This is a genomic window from Nocardioides alkalitolerans (genome assembly GCA_038184435.1).
GTDB classification, from domain to species: Bacteria; Actinomycetota; Actinomycetes; order Propionibacteriales; family Nocardioidaceae; genus Nocardioides; species Nocardioides alkalitolerans_A.
In genome coordinates, this window is record CP116227.1 from 2520482 (window position 1) to 2537447 (window position 16966).

General features: G+C 75.7%; 17 protein-coding genes. 5 read left to right on the forward strand and 12 right to left on the reverse strand.

What is annotated here, in order from left to right:
* Positions 1–475 precede the first annotated feature (475 nt).
* Positions 476–1468: a glycosyltransferase family 2 protein gene (locus tag PIR53_12025; protein ID WZH50749.1), complete on the reverse strand. Its 993-nt coding sequence runs from the start codon at positions 1466–1468 to the stop codon at positions 476–478.
* Positions 1469–1551: 83 nt separating this feature from the next.
* Here PIR53_12025 and PIR53_12030 point away from each other — a divergent pair, with 83 nt between their 5' ends.
* Positions 1552–2787, forward strand: a complete 1236-nt coding sequence (locus tag PIR53_12030; GenBank protein WZH50750.1) for a phosphodiester glycosidase family protein — start codon at positions 1552–1554, stop codon at positions 2785–2787.
* 27 nt (positions 2788–2814) lie between these two features.
* Here the strand turns inward: PIR53_12030 and PIR53_12035 are convergent, their stop codons facing one another.
* From PIR53_12035 to PIR53_12050, 4 genes are all read right to left on the reverse strand, one after another.
* Complete coding sequence (locus tag PIR53_12035; protein ID WZH50751.1) at positions 2815–3435, reverse strand: response regulator transcription factor; 621 nt, start codon at positions 3433–3435, stop codon at positions 2815–2817.
* On the reverse strand, positions 3432–4634 hold the full coding sequence (locus PIR53_12040; GenBank protein ID WZH50752.1) for a histidine kinase: 1203 nt from the start codon (positions 4632–4634) through the stop codon (positions 3432–3434). Before PIR53_12040 ends, PIR53_12035 begins: the two co-directional genes overlap by 4 nt.
* 122 nt (positions 4635–4756) lie before the next feature.
* Positions 4757–5575: an ABC transporter permease gene (locus PIR53_12045; GenBank protein ID WZH50753.1), complete on the reverse strand. Its 819-nt coding sequence runs from the start codon at positions 5573–5575 to the stop codon at positions 4757–4759.
* Position 5576: 1 nt separating this feature from the next.
* Positions 5577–6578 (reverse strand): ABC transporter ATP-binding protein, encoded by a 1002-nt coding sequence (locus tag PIR53_12050; protein ID WZH50754.1) that lies wholly within the window; start codon positions 6576–6578, stop codon positions 5577–5579.
* Positions 6579–6669: 91 nt separating this feature from the next.
* On the opposite strand from PIR53_12050, the gene PIR53_12055 reads away from it, so the two are divergent.
* Positions 6670–7275 (forward strand): mismatch-specific DNA-glycosylase, encoded by a 606-nt coding sequence (locus PIR53_12055; protein ID WZH50755.1) that lies wholly within the window; start codon positions 6670–6672, stop codon positions 7273–7275.
* Positions 7276–7297: 22 nt separating this feature from the next.
* Here PIR53_12055 and PIR53_12060 read toward each other — a convergent pair whose 3' ends face one another.
* Both PIR53_12060 and PIR53_12065 read right to left on the reverse strand, forming a co-directional pair.
* Positions 7298–8785: a gluconate:H+ symporter gene (locus PIR53_12060; GenBank protein ID WZH50756.1), complete on the reverse strand. Its 1488-nt coding sequence runs from the start codon at positions 8783–8785 to the stop codon at positions 7298–7300.
* Entirely contained in the window at positions 8782–9306 is a 525-nt protein-coding gene (locus tag PIR53_12065; GenBank protein WZH50757.1) for a gluconokinase, read from the reverse strand. Before PIR53_12065 ends, PIR53_12060 begins: the two co-directional genes overlap by 4 nt.
* Before the next feature lie 125 nt (positions 9307–9431).
* On the opposite strand from PIR53_12065, the gene PIR53_12070 reads away from it, so the two are divergent.
* The gene (locus PIR53_12070; GenBank protein ID WZH50758.1) at positions 9432–10199 is read left to right on the forward strand and encodes an FCD domain-containing protein; all 768 of its coding nucleotides are present in this window, start codon (positions 9432–9434) and stop codon (positions 10197–10199) included.
* Between the two features lie 41 nt (positions 10200–10240).
* Here PIR53_12070 and PIR53_12075 read toward each other — a convergent pair whose 3' ends face one another.
* The 3 genes from PIR53_12075 to PIR53_12085 form a co-directional block, all read right to left on the reverse strand.
* Positions 10241–11230, reverse strand: a complete 990-nt coding sequence (locus PIR53_12075; protein ID WZH50759.1) for a hypothetical protein — start codon at positions 11228–11230, stop codon at positions 10241–10243.
* A 128-nt stretch (positions 11231–11358) separates the two neighbouring features.
* The gene (locus PIR53_12080; protein WZH50760.1) at positions 11359–12462 is read right to left on the reverse strand and encodes a hypothetical protein; all 1104 of its coding nucleotides are present in this window, start codon (positions 12460–12462) and stop codon (positions 11359–11361) included.
* 150 nt (positions 12463–12612) lie between these two features.
* Positions 12613–13446 carry a hypothetical protein gene (locus tag PIR53_12085; protein WZH50761.1) on the reverse strand — a complete coding sequence of 278 codons (834 nt, stop codon included), beginning with the start codon at positions 13444–13446 and terminating at the stop codon, positions 12613–12615.
* A gap of 155 nt (positions 13447–13601) precedes the next feature.
* On the opposite strand from PIR53_12085, the gene PIR53_12090 reads away from it, so the two are divergent.
* On the forward strand, positions 13602–14048 hold the full coding sequence (locus PIR53_12090) for a VTT domain-containing protein (GenBank protein ID WZH50762.1): 447 nt from the start codon (positions 13602–13604) through the stop codon (positions 14046–14048).
* A gap of 25 nt (positions 14049–14073) precedes the next feature.
* Complete coding sequence (locus tag PIR53_12095; GenBank protein WZH50763.1) at positions 14074–15861, forward strand: DUF429 domain-containing protein; 1788 nt, start codon at positions 14074–14076, stop codon at positions 15859–15861.
* Here the strand turns inward: PIR53_12095 and PIR53_12100 are convergent.
* Both PIR53_12100 and tsaB read right to left on the reverse strand, forming a co-directional pair.
* Positions 15858–16334, reverse strand: a complete 477-nt coding sequence (locus tag PIR53_12100) for a GNAT family N-acetyltransferase (GenBank protein ID WZH50764.1) — start codon at positions 16332–16334, stop codon at positions 15858–15860. The two genes, PIR53_12095 and PIR53_12100, sit on opposite strands and share 4 nt — an antisense overlap.
* On the reverse strand, positions 16331–16963 hold the full coding sequence (gene tsaB / locus PIR53_12105) for a tRNA (adenosine(37)-N6)-threonylcarbamoyltransferase complex dimerization subunit type 1 TsaB (protein ID WZH50765.1): 633 nt from the start codon (positions 16961–16963) through the stop codon (positions 16331–16333). The genes PIR53_12100 and tsaB overlap by 4 nt, the downstream gene beginning before the upstream one ends.
* Positions 16964–16966 lie beyond the last annotated feature (3 nt).

The window sequence follows — 16966 nt, forward strand, 5'->3', positions numbered from 1 at the left end:
CGGGGCTGTGCCGGGGCGCTGAAGTGTGCGGCTGGGACAGACCCGCCACCGTCCCACCTGCACCAGACGCACAGTCCTGGCCCCGACCAGCTCAGCCCCGCCGGACGTCATGCGCAGCGGCCGCCCCCGGCACCGGACCGCATGACGTCCCTAGCCTGGCGGGACGCGCCACCCGACCGACCCGACGCGGACCCCGGCCGGGGTCCGGAAATGTGCGGCTGGGACAGGCCCGCCACCGTCCCAGCTGCACCAGACGCACAGTCCTGGCCCCGACCAGCTCAGCCCCGCCGGACGTCATGCGCAGCGGCCGCCCCCGGCACCGAACCGCATGACGTCCCACGAAGGCCGGGACTCGCGCACCCGGACCCCTGCACCGAACCGACCGCTTTGACCATCAACGTTGATGGTCAAAGCGGCGTGTTCCCCGGCTGACCGGGGAACCGACCGCTGACCGGGGAACCGACCGCCCGGACGATCAGGCCCGCTCGCTCCGCTCGACGTTGCGCAGGAACCCGGCACCCCACGACAGGTGCATCGTCATGATCACGGCAGGCAGCCACGCCCGGGCCCGCGGCGGCAGGTCGCGGCCCTCGGGCAGCGACGCGGCGGTGATGGCCGCGGCGTACCCCACCGGCGCCGACCAGCCGAGCTGCAGCACCCGGGAGCCCGTGACCGCGCCCAGGACGCCCGCGGCGGTGCCGAGCGCGACGGCGGCGGTGACGACCGGCGGGGCGAGGTAGCGCACGGACGCGGTCTCCGGGTAGTGCTCGACCACCCGGCGACGCCACCGACCCGAGCCGTGGAACTGCTTCGCGAGGGCCCGCACGGTGCGGCGCGGGCGGTAGGTGACGGCGATCGAGGGGTCGAACCAGATCTCCTCCCCGGCCGCCCGGATGCGGTGGTTGAGCTCCCAGTCCTGGGCGCGGCGGTAGCGCTCGTCGTACCCGCCCAGCCGCTCCAGCACCGACCGGCGGAAGGCGCCGAGGTAGACCGTCTCCGCCGGCCCGGCCTCCCCGCCCACGTGGAAGCGCGAGCCGCCGATGCCGAGCCGCGAGCTCATCGCCACGGCGACGGCCCGACCGAAGTCGTCCTCGCCGACGACGTGCATGCGCCCGCCGACGTTGGCCGCGCCCGTCGACTCGAGCAGCTCGACGACCCGGCGCACGTAGCCGTCGGGCAGGAAGCCGTGGGCGTCCACCCGCACCACGTAGGGCTGCGTCGTCGCGGCGAGCGCGGCGTTGAGGGCCTGGGGGGTGCGCCCCGTGGGGTTCGGTACGACGCGCACCCGCGCCTCCCGGGCCGCGATGTCCGCGGCGATGGCCTCGGTGGCGTCGGAGGAGGGTCCGACGGCGAGGACGACCTCGAAGGGGCCGTCGTAGTCCTGGGCGAGCACCCGGTCCACCGAGTCCGCGAGGTAGGGCTCCTCGTCGAGCACCGGCATCACGACCGAGACTCCGGGGAGGGTCACGGGCCGAGCGGTCTCGGGCGAGGTCGCGGGTGAGGTCTCGGGATGCACCGGCGGAATGTTACCGATCGCTCTACCGTGCTCCCATGTCCCTCCGCCGCAGCACGGCGGCCGGCGTCGGATCCCTCCTCCTGCTCCTCTGCGCCGCCGCACCCTCGCCTGCCACCACGGATCACCCGATCGCGTGGAGCACCGGCGCCGTCACCGACGACGGCTCCTCCGACACCGAGGACCCCTCGGTCGTCCCGGTCCCGCCCGCCGCCCGCCGCGGCGAGCAGGCGCGCACCGCCGCCACCCACCCGCTCCGCACCGGCGACACGGTGCGGCTCGCCACGGGCGTCTACCTCAAGACGTTCAGCGAGGTCGACGAGCGCGGCGGGTACGTCGGCAAGCTCGTCGCCATCGACCTCGGGGGGTCCACCAAGGTGCGCCCCGACCACGCCTGGAGCGGCCAGGTGTCGACGCGCGCCACCCTGGACCGCCTCGTGGGCCCGAACGCCGTGGCCGCGATCAACGGGGACTTCTTCGACATCGACACGACGGGCGCTCCCCGCGGGTTCGGCATCAGCCGCGGCGCCGGGGTGCTCAACGGCCGCGAGAGCGGCTGGAACTACGCCGTCTGGATGACCCGCGGCGGCAGCGTCGGGCTCGGCCAGCTCGACCTCCAGGCCAGCCTGGCGGAGTTCCCGGGCCTCACCGTCAGCGCCTGGAACTCGGGCGCCGTGGCGGTCGACTCGGTGGGGGTCTACTCGTCGGCCTGGGGCACCTCGGTCGACGCCCGCCCCGTGACCGCGGGCGCGACCGACGTGCGCACCGTCGTCGTCCGCGACGGCCGCGTGGTGCTCAACTCGTCCGCGCCGGTGCGCACGGTGCCGCGAGGCGGCTACGTGCTCGTGGCCCGCGGCGCGGCGGCGGCCCAGGCCGCGCAGATGCCCTACGGCACGGTCGTCACGCCCCGGGTCGCCGTGCCGGGCAACGTGGCGTTCGCGGTCGGGGCCAGCGGCCCCCTCGTGCGCAACGGTCAGGTCGCGAACCGCAGCGACTCCACGCTCGCGCCGCGCACCGTCGTCGCCTACGACCGCGACACCCACCGGCTGCTGCTGTTCGTCGTCGACGGTCGCTCCGAGCGCAGCCGCGGCATCACCCACCTCGAGGCGGCCGAGATCGCGCTGTGGCTGGGCGCGGACGAGGCCCTCAACCTCGACGGCGGCGGGTCGTCCACCATGCTGGCCCGGGTCGGCGGCCGGATGGTGACGGTCAACCAGCCCTCCGACGGGAGCAAGCGCCCGGTGCCCAACGGGATCCAGGTGGGCTACCCCTGACGGATGCCTGCGGAGTGTCGGCGGGGCTCAGATCCAGCCCATCCGACGCGCGGTCGCGCAGGCGTCGTGGCGGTTGGCCGCGCCGAGCTTCGTGACGGCGCTCGAGAGGTAGTTCCGCACCGTGCCCGGCGACAGCGACGCCCGCCGCGCGATCTCCTCCACCGGGGCGCCGTCGGCCGCGAGCTCGAGCACGTCGGCCTCCCGGGGCGTCAGCGGGCTGTCGCCGGCGCTGATGGCCTCCGCCGCCAGCTCGGGGTCGACGTGACGGCCGCCGTCGTGGACGGTGCGCACCACCCCGGCGAGGGTCGCCGCCGAGGTCGTCTTGGGCAGGAACCCGCGTACGCCGGCGGCGAGCGCCCGCTTGAGGTGTCCGGGCCGCCCGTGGCTCGTGACGATGACCGCGACGCACCCGGGGGCTGCGTCGGCGAGACCCTCGGCGACCTCGATGCCGTCGGGGCCGCGGCCGTCACGCCCCGGCATCTGCAGGTCGAGGACCGCCACGTCGGGGCTGGTCTTGCGGGCCATCGCCAGCGCCTCCTCGCCGCTGGCCGCCTGCGCGACCACCTCGAGGTCGTCCTCCAGCGCGAGCATCTGGGCGAGCGCCTCCCGGATGAGGTTCTCGTCGTCGGCCAGCAGCACCCGGATCATGCGGGTCCCTCCCCTCGTCCGGCCGCGGTGTCGGCCGGGAAGTCGACGCGGAGCACGAACTCGTCGTCGTGCCGCGCGGTGGCGAGCGTCGCGCCCGCGGGGGCGAGCCGCTCCCCGAGGCCGACGAGACCCGTGCCCCCGTGGCCGGGGCCGGCCGGCCGGGCGCCGTCGTTGCGCACCACGAGCGAGCCCGCACCGCCAGCACCGCCGGGGCTGCCGGCGTCCCGCTCCCAGCGCACGGCCACCTGGGTCGGGGTGGCGTGGCGGAGCACGTTGGTGACGGCCTCGCGCACGACCCACCCGACGGGCTCGCGCCACCGGGGTGGCAGGTCGTCGAGGTCCTCGCGCCACTCGATGCCGGCGGACCGCACCAGCGACCGCGCGCCCTCCAGCTCGGTGGTGAGGTCGACCGGACGGTAGCCGCGGGCCAGGGCGCGCGCCTCGCGCAGCGCCTCGTGGGCGGCCGACCGCACCTCGAGCATCGTGGCGGCGGCACGCTCGTCACCGCGCTCCGCGAGCCGGGAGGCGAGCTCGGCCTGCACCGCGATGGTCGACAGGTGCCGACCCAGCACGTCGTGCACGTCGCGGGAGAAGCGGAGCCGCTCCTCCGCGATGGCCAGCCGGCCCTGCGCGCGCCGGGCCTGGTCGAGCTCCCGCACCACGGCGAGCAGCCAGAGCGACGAGCGCAGCGTGAAGACGAAGAACGCGTAGACCCCCAGCCAGATCACCGCGGCGGGCGCCGCGCCGAACCCGAACAGCGCCACGGTGCCGCCCGCGACGAGCACCGGGCCGATGGCGACCGCCGCACGGCCCCGCACGGCGCCGACGCCCCAGGCGACCGTGCCGGCCACCACCGTCACCACGAGGCCCCGGTCGTCCTGCGGCAGCCCGAACCCGAGACCGAGCGCGACGAGGGCGGCGACGACGTTGGTGGCGGTCGCGCGGCGTACCAGCGGGTCGTCGAGACGGGGCCGCACCTGGGCCATCGCGACCCGGAGCCCCAGCGTCGCCGCGAGCGCGGTGACCACGACGGCCAGGGCCAGCAGCAGCGCGGTGCGCGTCGAGGCGAGCGCCTCCGGACGGAACGCGACGACGGAGACGCCGACCCACCAGACGAGGAAGTAGAGCGAGACCCTCGTGTAGAGCTCGACGCGCTGCACGTCGGTGCGGCGGGTCCAGAACCCGTTCCACCGTGCCATCGGCCCTCCTCCTCGTCTCGGCCGCCGTGCGTGCGACGGGGCGCCGGCGACCATCATGGCCGCCCGCGCCCCGCGGGTGTCCCGCGCGTCCCCCGCGCGTCCGGGACCGTTCGAGGAAGCACTCAGCCGCGCGGCTCCCACCGCATCGACCGCGCCGCCAGCGAGGCGGCCACGACGGCCCACACGGCGAGGGTGACGAGCGGCTGCGCGGACGCCGCGAACGAGTCGCCGAGCGAGACGGCCGCGCCCTCGGTGTCCTGGCCGAACCAGCCGATCCGCACGAGGGCGTCGAGCGCCGCGCCCGGTGTCCACTCGAGCACCGGCTGCACGCGCTCGGGCAGGATCGCCACGAGCGAGCCGACGACGGCCACGAGGATGACGGGCATCGAGGTCAGCTGGGCGGCCTCGGCGTTCTTGGTCCAGGCCGCCGTCCAGAACGCGAGTGCGGCGAAGGCCCCGGCGACCAGCACCGCGGCGAGCGCCACGACCACCCCGTTGTGGGGCAGCGGCTGGCCGAGCGCCGCGGCGACCGGCACGCTGATCGCCACCACGGCGAGCAGGACGGCGACACCGGGCAGCGCCATGGACGCCAGGATCTCCCGGTCGGTCGCCTCGCCGGTGCGCAGCCGCTTGAGCACCAGCTCGTCGCGGCGGGTCACGGTGAGCGAGAGCAGGTTGTAGTAGACCGGGAAGATCGCGGCCAGCATCAGCACGTTGGTGAGCGCGGAGACACCGGTGCCGGCCTCGCCACGCGGCCCGGCGAGGAGCAGGGCGAGCGGCACCAGCGGCATGACCACGGCATAGACGAACGTCATCCGGTTGCGCACGAGGAGCACCGCGTTGGCACGGGCCATGCCGAGCACGCGGCGGGCAGAGGAGCCCTGCGGTCGGGTGCTCTCCGCCGTCCCGTACGAGGCGGGCGTCAGGTCGATCGTGCTCATGTCAGGCTCCCTTCGGGTGGACGGGGGCGTCCCGCCGGTCGTCGGTGCTGGAGTCGGCGATCGCGAGGAACACCTGCTCGAGGCTGGCGCTGCGGGCGTCGAGCCCCTCGAGGCGCACCTTCTCGTCGCGGGCCCAGTCGAGCAGCGCGGTCAGGGTGGCCTGGAGGTCGACCGTCTCGACGACGGTGCGCGGCTGCCCGTAGGACGCCGGGTCGACCACGCCGCCCGCGAGCTGCGGCGGCAGCGCCCGCTCGAGGCGGTCGAAAGCGATGGTCGAGGGGTGGCCGTCGGCGATCTCGCCGGCCGTGCCGCTGCGCACGATGCGGCCGCCGTGCATGATCTCGAGCCGGTCGGCCAGGGTCTCGGCCTCCTCGAGGTAGTGCGTCGTGAGGAGCACCGTCGCCCCTGCCGCGCGGAGCCCGCGCACGAGGCGCCACACCTCGCGCCGGCTTTCGGGGTCGAGGCCCGTCGTCGGCTCGTCGAGGAAGACGAGCTCCGGCCGGCCCATGAGGGTGCACGCCAGGTCGAGCCGGCGGCGCTCGCCGCCCGACAGTGCGCTCACCTTCACCGCGGCACGGGCGCCGAGGTCCAGCATCTCGAGGGCCTCGTCCACCGGCCGCGGGGTCGAGAGCGTCGAGTGCCACAGCCGGGCGGTCTCGGCGACGGTGAGGTCGCCGGAGAAGCCGCTCGTCTGCAGCAGCACGCCGGTGCGGCGCCGCACCTCGGCGCGGTCGGCGATCGGGTCGAGCCCGAGCACCTGCACGGTGCCGCCGCTGGCGCGGCCGAGGCCCTCCACGACCTCGAGGGTCGAGGTCTTGCCGGCGCCGTTGGTGCCGAGCAGGGCGGTGACGGTGCCGGTCGGCACGTCGAGGTCGACGCCGCGCACGGCCTCGAAGGCGCCGGCGCCCTTGCCGTAGGTGCGCCGCAGGCCGCGGACCGAGATCGCGGCCCCTGTCCCGGCACCTGCGCCGGACGCGGTTCGGGTCTGCTCTGTCGTGGTCATGGCTCCATCGTGGCCGCCGTCCGGTCCTGCGGGCAGTGCACGACCGCACGGGTTCACCGGCGGACCTCACGGGTCACCGATGACATCTGTCATGCTCCGACGGGTGGCCCCACCGCGTCGTACGTTCACCCGCGCCGAGCTCGAGACCTACCGGGGGCAGGAGGTCCCCGACCTCCTGCCGGGCCCGGACGACCCGCCGCTGCGGCTGCTCTTCGTGGGGATCAACCCCGGCCTGTGGACCGCGGCGACGCAGACGCACTTCGCGCACCCGACGAACCGCTTCTACCCGGCGCTCCACGCCGCGGGCATCATCGAGCGGCCCATCGACCCCGCGGCCGGCATGACGGACGCCGACCGCGACCACCTGCGGTCCCGCGGGATCGGGATCACCAACGTCGTACGGCGCGCGACTGCCCGCGCCGACGAGCTGACCACCGCGGAGTACCGCGAGGGCGGACAGCGCCTGCGCGACCTCGTGGAGCGGCTGGCCCCGCGGGTGGTGGCGGTGGCCGGGCTGACGGCGTACCGCAGCGCGTTCCGGCAGCCCCGCGCGACCGGCGGCCTGCAGGCCGACCCGTGGGGCGAGACCGAGGTGTGGGTCGTGCCCAACCCGAGCGGGCTCAACGCGCACGACACCCCGGCGACGCTGGCGGAGAAGTACGCCGCCGCCGCGCGCGCCGCCGGGGTGCTGGGCTAGCTCCGGGAGGGGTGCCGGACCGCTAGATCACGAGGTCGGCGGCCAGCACGAGCACGAGGCCCGTCACCGACAGCACCGTCTCCATCGCCGACCACGTCTTGATGGTCTGGGGCACGTCGAGGCGGAAGTACTCCTTCACCAGCCAGAAGCCGGCGTCGTTGAGGTGCGAGAAGAACACCGACCCGGCACCGATGGCCAGCACCATGAGCGAGACCTCGCCGGAGCTCAGGCCGTCCACGAGGCCCGCCATGAGCGACGACGCGGTGACCGTGGCGATGGTGGCCGAGCCCGTCGCGAGGCGGATCAGCACGGCCAGCACCCAGGCGAGGAGCATGACGGAGACGTTGGCGTCCTGCGCCCACTCGGCGAGCAGGGTGCCGACGCCGGTCGAGACGAGCACCTCCTTGAAGCCGCCGCCGGCGGCGACGATGAGGAGGATCCCGGCGACGCCGGGCAGCGAGGACTCGACGCTGCGGCCGACCTCCTTGAGGTTCCAGCCGAGGCCGAGGCCGAAGGTCCACATGGCGACGAGCACCGCGATGAGGAGCGCGACGAACGGGGTGCCGAGCAGGTCGAACACGCGGTAGGCCGGGTTGTCCTCGGAGAGCGCGATGTCGGAGATCGCCTTGCCCATCATGAGCAGCACGGGCAGCAGCACCGTGGCGACGGTGACGGCGAACCCCGGCCGCCGGGCACCCGCGGGGGCTCCCTCGGGAGCCTCGGTCCCGCCGGGTCCCTCGCTGCCGGGGCCGTCGTCGTTCTGCGTGCCGGGGCCGGCGGGGGCGCCGACAGCCGCCGGGGCCGGGACGGGCACCCACCGGGCGGCGAGGATGCCGAAGAGCGGTCCCGCGACGATGACGACGGGGATCGCGAAGAGCACGCCGAGCCCCAGCGTGATGCCGAGGTCGGCGCCGAGGTTGTCGATCGCGAGGAGCGGGCCCGGGTGGGGCGGCACCAGCGCGTGCATCGCGGAGAGGCCCGCGAGCGTCGGGATGCCGATGGCCACGAGGGAGAGCTCGGCGCGGCGGGCGACGAGGTAGATGACCGGCATCAGCAGGACGAGGCCGATCTCGAAGAACATCGGCAGGCCGATGAGCGCACCCACGCCGGCCATCGCCCACGGCAGGGCACGCCGCGAGGACCGGCTGACGATGGTGTCGACCACCTGGTCGGCGCCGCCCGAGTCGGCGAGGAGCTTCGCGAACATCGCGCCGAGGGCGATGAGCAGGCCGACGCTGGCGGTCGTGGAGCCGAAGCCGGTCGAGAAGACGGTCACGACGTGGGCGAGGTCGTAGGCGACCCCGTCGACCTGCGCGTCGGAGCCGATCGACGCGATGCCGCCGACGGTGAACCCGCCGAGCACGAGGGCGAGGAACGGGTGCAGCTTGACGACGGCGACGAGCACCACGACGACGGCGATGCCCGCCAGGCCGGCCCCGATGAGCTGGGCGCCACCGTTGATGGGCTCGACGAGGTCACCGGTAGCGGCGCTCGTGAACGCGGCGCTCATCGGGCACCGCCGTCGGTGACCCAGGTGGCCGCCTCGGCCACGATGTCGTCGACGGACTGCGCCACATCGACGGCGACACCCACCTCGTCGTCGCCGAGGTCCTCCAGCGTGTCGAACTGCGAGTCGAGGAGCGAGGCCGGCATGAAGTGGCCGGGGCGGCTGGCCTGCCGCCGCGCGATCACCTCGCGGCTGCCCTCGAGGTGCACGAACACGGCCGTGGGGGCGGCGTCGCGGATGAGATCGCGGTAGGACCGCTTCAGCGCGGAGCAGGTCACCACTCCCCCGCTGGTGCCCGCGCGCTCGGCGAGCCAGCTGCCGATGGCCTCGAGCCAGGGGCGACGGTCGTCGTCGTCGAGCGCGTGGCCCGACGCCATCTTGTCGATGTTGGCCTGGGGGTGGAAGTCGTCGGCGTCGCCGAACGGCACGCGGAGCCGCTGCGCGAGAGCCGCGCCGACCGTCGACTTGCCCGACCCCGACACGCCCATCACGACGACGAGCGGCGGCTGGTCCTGCTGGCTCATGCGCTTCCTCCGTTCCCGGGCACACCTACGTGCGCGCCGTCACACCAGTTGCCCTCCAGTGTGGGATGATTCATCAGTCGTTTACAAGCCCGAAGCAAAAGAAATCTGATTTGTGAGGAGCGCGCGTGAGCGGAGACCCCTCCCGACCGGTCGGACCTCGCACCGGCACGGTCCTCGACGCCCTCGGCCGGCGCATCGCCCACGGCGACCTCCCGCCGGGCTCGGTGCTGCGGCTGGAGGACGTGGACGCGGCGTACGCCGTCTCCCGGTCCGTCTCCCGCGAGGCCGTGCAGGTGCTGACCTCGATGGGGCTCGTGACGTCGCGGCGGCGCGTCGGGATCACGGTCGCCGAGCGCGACTGCTGGAACGTCCTCGACCCCCGCCTCATCGTCTGGCGGCTCGACGGACCCGAGCGGGACGCCCAGCTGCGGAGCCTCTCGGAGCTGCGGGCCGGGTTCGAGCCGGCCGCGGCGGCGCTCGCCGCCGCGCGCGCCGACGCGTCGCGGGCCGCCACCCTCGCCGCCGCGGTGTCGGACATGACGGTGCACGCGCGCGCCCGCGACCTCGAGGCCTACCTCGAGGCCGACCAGCGCTTCCACCGCACGCTGCTGGCGGCCTCGGGGAACGAGATGTACGCCGCCCTCGCCCACGTCGTCGACGCCGTGCTCGCCGGCCGCACCCACCACGACCTCATGCCGGTCGATCCCGAGCCCACGGCCATCGAGTGGCACGCGGACGTCGCCGACGCCGTACGCCGCGGACGACCCGCCGACGCGGACGCCGCCATGCGGCGGATCATCGCCGAGGCGCAGGAGGCCCAGCAGGCCCGCGCCCTCGAGGGTCGGACGGAGGGCGGGACCCACCTGGGGAAGAACAGCGCGGAGCATCACTGAGGCGACGGGTGCTCAGCGAACCACCGCGCCGAGCGGGCCCGTCAGGCGGCCGCCCGCGCCGCGACGCAACCGGCGCCGCAGGGCGTGACCGCGCCCTCCCAGCCCCGCTGCACCAGCAGCATGCCGATCCGCTGGGCCGTCGCGCACGGGCGGTCGAACACCTGCCCGTAGGACAGCCGTACCGTCGCCCGGCCCTCCACGAGACTGTCGAGGTCGCGCTCCATGTCGGCGTCGCGCTGGCGCGTCGTGTCGTGGTGGAGCCGCCCGTCGAGCTCGACGAGCAGGCCGTCGTAGGCGTTGTCGCGGTAGACCACGCCGCACCGCAGCGTCCCGCGCTGCTGCCGCTCGGCGACCGGCAGCCCGTGGGCGCGCTCGACGCGCTCGACGTAGGCCTGCTCGAGCACCGAGCAGGCTCCGTCCGCGACGTCACGCAGCACGCCGACCCAGAACGCCCGGTCCCGCACCCGCCGCCGTGCCCGGAGGGCGTCGGCGAGCTTGGCGGCGACGGTGCGGCGCGCCTGCACCCCCGCGGCCAGCACGGCCAGCCCGTCGGTGCGGGTGGCGCAGCGGAGGGCGACCTCGACGCTGGCCTCCTCGTAGCGTTGGCGGGGCGGCTGCCGGTTCCACTGGACCGCGTCGTCGCCGAAGCGCGCCACCCGGTGGACGACGACGCCCCCGGCCGTGCGGAGCCCCCGCACCGGGCGGTCGCGGGCGACCGCCACGTGCACCGGCCCGGTGTCGTCGTGGCCGCGGCGACCCGGCCCCTCCGCCGCCCGGAGGGCGGAGATCCCGTGGAGGGCCGCCGGACGGGCGTGCAGCACGGCCGCCCACCCGCGCTGCTGCCAGGTCAGCGGGCCGGTGTGCGCGACGTACACGCCCGGGTGCACCACCACGAGCCGGCCCCGGGTGAGCCAGCGGCGGAGCTGCCAGGCCGGCACCCCGAGGTCGTCGAGCAGCTGGGAGCGGGCGACGACGGAGTCCTGCTCGGCGAGCAGGGCGAGGACCGGCGCAGGCAGCGGGGCGGGAGGCACCCGCTGGTCGTTCCCCGCCCGGCGGGACGTCGCACGTGGCGCGGGCGGCCTGTGGAGAAGCAGCGCGGTGGATCGCTGAGCCGACGGGTGCTCAGCGACCTGCCGCGCTGATCGGGCCGGTCACACCGTCAGGGGCGTCGGCCGCCGAGCGCCCGGCCGGCCGTGAACAGCGCGGCGGCGACGCCGAGGACGACGAGGCCGTAGCCCACGTAGGTCAGCACGTGGGATCCCGTCGACTGCACCGACTGCGAGGCGGCCTGGCCCGAGAAGAAGGCGAGGAGCGCCCCCACACCGGCGAGGAAGCCCGCGACGACCAGCCCGTCGCGCAGTCGCGAGGTCGCGTCACCGGCCGGTGCCGCGGGCACCGGGGACTGCTGCGGCGCGGTGCGCGGAGGCGCGGGCGGCGCTGCCTGCGGCGGGACCATGCCCGCACGCCGCTCCTCCGCGAGGCGCGCGGCCCGGAGCCGGGACGACGACGGCGGGTGGGACGACGGCGGGTGGGACGACGGGCGGGCCTGCGGCGCAGCGGGGGCGGTGGGTGCCGGAGGCGCGTGAGGGCGGTAGGCCGCCGGGACGGTCGGGTACGACGCGCTGGACGGCCACGCCAGGGCTGCCGGGGCTGCGGGGACCGGCGGCGCCGCGGGGGCCGCCGGCACGGTCGGGACCGGCGGGACCTGCGGGGTGTCCACGCGGGCGGTGGGCGGCCCGAACGGGCTCGGCCCCGAGCGTCCCCGCGCCGTCACGGGCACGTCCGTCACGGGCACGTACGCGGGCAGCTGCTCGGTCGGCGCCGCGGCGGCGACGAGCGCGACGGGCGGTGCCGGCACCGCGGGCGCCGGCACGTACGGCGCGGCCACCGGGGCCACCGGGGCCACCGGCGCCACCGGGGCCACGGGGGCCACGTGCGCCGCGGCGACGCGCTGCGCGTGGAGCACCTGCTCGAACGCGTCCCGGTCACGCACGTCGGGGAAGGTGAGGCGCGCCGGCAGGAGGCCGTGGACGTGGAGCACGACGCCGTTGACCCCGACGAGCTCGAGGGAGGCGACGTCGGTGAACGGGCGTGTCACGAGTCCGCCCTGCTCGCTCCAGGTGAGGCCGGCGGAGGAGGCCGCCAGCAGGCCGCGCACCCCGGAGCGGTTGATGCGCCAGATGCGGCGGTCGCCCGGCAGACCGGCGACCGCCGGTGCGAGCCCCGGGACCCAGGCGTGCAGGGCGGCGTCGTCGATGTCCATGTGGGTTCTCCCTTCCCCACGAGCCATCGTGCGCCCGGGAGCGGTGCCGCAGCGAGACCCCCGCGCCACCCTGGAGCGGATCTTGACGGCGGCTTGAGGCCCCGGATCGGGGCTCCGCCGGGCCGGGATCAGGCCGGCGTCAGGCCGGGATCAGGGTGCGGCGGTGCCCGCTGCACCGGGTGCGGCGGAGGTCGGCGGAGCCGTGGGGGCCGTCGGGATCGTGCCCCCGGTGGGCGTGCTGGTCGTCCCCGACGTGGGGGCGTCGGTGGTCGGCTCGCTCGTGGGGCTGCTGGGCTCGTCGGTGGTCGTGGGGCTCGACGACCCCTCCGAACCCGGCTCGGTCGTCCCCGGGGTGCCGTCCGTCGTCGGCTGCGGCGACGGGTCGCGCTGGTCGGTGTCCCCCGCACCGCCGCCGCCCCCGACGAGCTGCCCGAACGACGTGCGGGACCCGCCGTCGGACCCTCCCGTGAGGTCGGACGCGGACTTCCCGACGATGCCCTCGATGACGGTCAGCACGAGCATGGCGGCCACGAAGAGGCCGGCGGCGGCCAGCGCGACCTTGCCCCAGGGCACGGAGGCCAGCAACGAGCCGACGCTGCGGTCGGTCCCGGTCGGCTCAGCGGCCGGAGCCGACGCAGCCGCCGTGGGCTCGACCCCGTCCGTGACCGCCGCGAACGTGATCGTCGGCATGCTGCGCGGGTCCACGGGCTCAGCGGGCTCGACGATCTCCTCCGCCGGGGTGTCGACGACGAGGGTGGTGGTGTCCTCGCCGTCCGGGCGACGCCGCAGCGGCACCTGCACCTCGAGCACCTTCTGGCGGCTGCGCTCGAGGGAGGTCGTGTAGAGCGTGGAGCTCACCGAGGCGATGACGCTGCCCAGGGCCGCGCCGGCCAGGGTGCCGACCGCGCCGAGGGTGGACAGCAGGAACGCCGACGAGACCGCGGCGAGCGCACCCGCGACCAGCTTCACCCAGTCGAGGTCCATCCGGGGCTTCTCCGGCGTCGCGGACGAGTCGTCAGGGGGGCGGGGCGGTCGAGCAGACATCGCCGTCGAGTATGCCGTCCGCGCTCAACCCACCGCGCACGACCACCGGGCCCGCCGGTGCGCCCTCCGCAACCTGGGACTGGTTCGATTGACCCGTGTTCTCCGACCAGCCCGTCGCGATCGCCTTCGCCCTGCTGTGGCTGATCGCGACGCTGCGCGGGGGCGCGACGTACGGGCTGGGGCGTGCGCTCCGCGGCGCCTCGGGGCGCAGCGACCGGGCCGCACGCCTGCTCGCGCGGCCGGAGGTGGCGCGGGCGGAGGGCACGGTGCGGCGGTTCGGTGCGCCCGCGGTGACGCTCTGCTTCCTCACGGTGGGCGTGCAGACGGCGGTCAACGTGGCCGCCGGGCTGCTGCGGATGCCGCTGCGGCGCTACGTGCCCGCCCTGCTGCTGGGCGCGGCGCTGTGGGCGACGATCTACGTGACCGTCGGCATCGCCGTGCTCACCGCCGTCTGGGGCGGCCACCCCGAGCTGCTCCTCGTCGCGCTCGCGGTCGTGGTGCTGGTCGTCGTCGTGGCGCGCGCCGTACGTCGTCGTCTCTGAGCCGCCCGACTGGCAGGCTGTGCGCATGCACCTCGTCGGCATCGACCTCGCGTGGGGCGAGCGGGCACCCACCGGCATCGCCGTGCTCGACGAGCGCGGCCGGCTCCTGTCCACCGCTGCCGTCACGACGGACGACGAGATCGACGCGGTCGTCGCGCCGTACGTCGCCGGCGACTGCGTCGTCGCCTTCGACGCCCCCCTGGTGGTGCGCAACGCCACGGGCACGCGGCCGGCCGAGAAGGCGCTCAACCAGGACTTCCGGGCCTTCGAGGCCGGCACCCACCCGACGAACCTGGGCAAGCCCGAGTTCGCGGACGGCCCGCGGGCGGCACGGCTGGCGGCGCGCTGGGACCTCGACCTCGACCCGGACGCGACGGGACGGCGGGCGCTGGAGGTCTACCCGCACGCGGCGACCGTGGCGCTGCTGCGGCTGGGGCGGACGCTGAAGTACAAGCAGAGCCGCGACCGCACCTTCTCCCAGATGCGCTCGGAGATGCTCCGCCTCACCGAGGGCCTCGAGCAGCTCGGCCGGGCCCGCACGCCGTTGCTCCTGCACCGCCGCCCCGTGTGGGAGGAGCTGGTGGCGCTCGTCGAGAACGCGGGGCGCAAGTCGGAGCTGCGGCTGGCCGAGGACCGGCTCGACGCGGTGGTCTGCGCCTATGTCGCGCTGCTCGCCGCGCGGGAGCCCGAGCGCCTCACCCGCTACGGCTCCGTCGAGGACGGCGTCATCGTCACCCCGACGCTGCCCGAGGGCCTCGAGCCCGCACCGCGCCGTACCCGGGCCGAGCGGGCGCGGGCCAAGGAGGTCGAGGCGTACGCCGCGCGCCTGCCCGCGACGCAGCACGCCACCGACCAGGCGGCGGCCCTCGTCACCGCCGCGCTCGACGACGCCGGCCTCAACTACCTGTCGGTGACGGCACGGGCCAAGTCGGTGGCGTCCTTCGCCGCCAAGGCGGCGTCGCTGGAGGACGGGCACCCGCGCTACACGGACGCCCTGGCCGAGATGGCCGACCAGATCGGCGTGCGCGTCGTGACCTACCTGGCCTCCGACGTCGAGGCCGTCGCCGACGTGCTCGGGGCCGAGCTGACCGTGCTCGGCGACCGCGACAAGGGGCTCGAGACGGCGCGGGCCGGCCGCTGGGGCTACTCCAGCCGCCACCTCGACCTGGCCCTGCCCGAGGGCGTCGACCCGACGCCCGGCACCGACGCGCTGCCCGGGCGCATCATCGAGGTGCAGATCCGCACGGCGCTGCAGCACGCGTGGGCCGAGTTCGAGCACGACATCCGCTACAAGGGCGAGGTGCCGCCCGAGCACGCCTCCGAGCTGGACCGCCGCTTCACGCTCGCCGCGGGGCTGCTCGAGCTGGCCGACCGCGAGTTCTCGACGATCCGCGACCAGCTGCGCGGCGACCAGGTCGCCGGCGGTGCGGCGAGCGGCGCCTGGGTGGCCGACGGCGACCGTGACCCGACCCGCGCGGACCGCCACCGGCTCAGCCCGGGCGACCTCGCGGCGTACCTCGCCGGCCGCTATCCCGGCGCGGGCTGGTCCCGCACTGACCACTACGAGTGGATCGCCGGTCTCCTCGCGGAGCTCGGCATCACCTCGGCGGCCGACCTCGCCGGCGCCATGGCGGACGTCGACAGCGAGGCCGTGACGGCGCGGATGGGCTACCGCTACCCCGCCGGCGCGGTCCGCCGGCTCGACGACGACCTGCTGGCGACCTACGAAGAGCGGTACGTCGAGCTCCCCGGCAACGCCCACCGCGTGGCCTTGCTGTCGTCGCGGTTGGCGAAGCTGACGAGCGCCTCCTAGAGGCCGCGCTGGAGGACGAGGGCCGCGGCGTCGTCGCGGTAGTAGCGCGGTCGGCGGTGGATCTCGACGAAGCCGCGAGCGGCGTAGAAGGCCGCGGCGCCCGCGTTGGCCTCGCTCATCTCCAGCAGCATCCGCTCGGCGCCCGCGGCGCGGGCCGCGCCGAGGAGGTGGGCAAGCAGCGCGGAGGCGACGCCGGTACGACGGAGGGTCGGGTCCACACCGATCCGGAGCAGGTCGGCGACGTCGCCCTGCACGCCCAGGACGGCGTAGCCGACGACGGCAGCCCGGTCACCGGGGGCGACCGCGTTCTCGGCGACGAGCATCGCACGGCCGGGCGCCGACAGCTCGGCCCCGATCTGCTCCTCGCTCCAGGCGTCGCTGCCGAACAGGTCGGCCTCGAGGGCCGCGACCCGGGCGACGTCGCCGGTGCGGGCCGGGCGCAGGACGGGGGCCGCCGGGGTCGGGGCGCTCACCGCTCGGCGCTGGCGACGGCGTCGGGACGGCGGAGGTAGAGCGGCTCCGGGTCGAGCAGCTCGACGTGCTCCCCCGCCACGGCGCGGGCGAGCCAGGCGGCGTCGGGCTCGGTCGGCCCGACGGGACGGGTGAAGGCGTCGGGGTAGAGCGACGGGCCCGCGCCGACGACCGGCAGGTCGGTCGCGACGTCGGCGGGCCGGGTGACGGTGGGGCCGCTGAGGCGGGTGCCGGTCTCGTCGTAGGAGGCCAGGTAGACCTCCTTGCGCCGCGCGTCGGTCGCCACGAGGAAGGGCTCGGCCACGGCTCCCGTGGCGACGGCCTCGACGGCGAGCGCGTCGAGCGAGCACACGCCGTACACGGGCAGGTCGAGCACGTAGCCGAGCGTGCGCGCCGTGACCAGCCCGACGCGGAGCCCGGTGAAGGGCCCGGGGCCGACGCCGACCACGAGCGCCGTGAGGTCGAGACGGTCGAGACCGGCGTCGCGCAGGCAGCCGTCGATGAGCGGGGCGAGCTGCTCGCCGTGCTTCATCGGCCGCTCGGCCACCCCGGAGGCGAGCACGGTGTCGGTGTCGGCGTCGTAGACCGCGGCGCACACCCGCGGGGTCGCGGTGTCGAAGGCGAGGAGCACCCG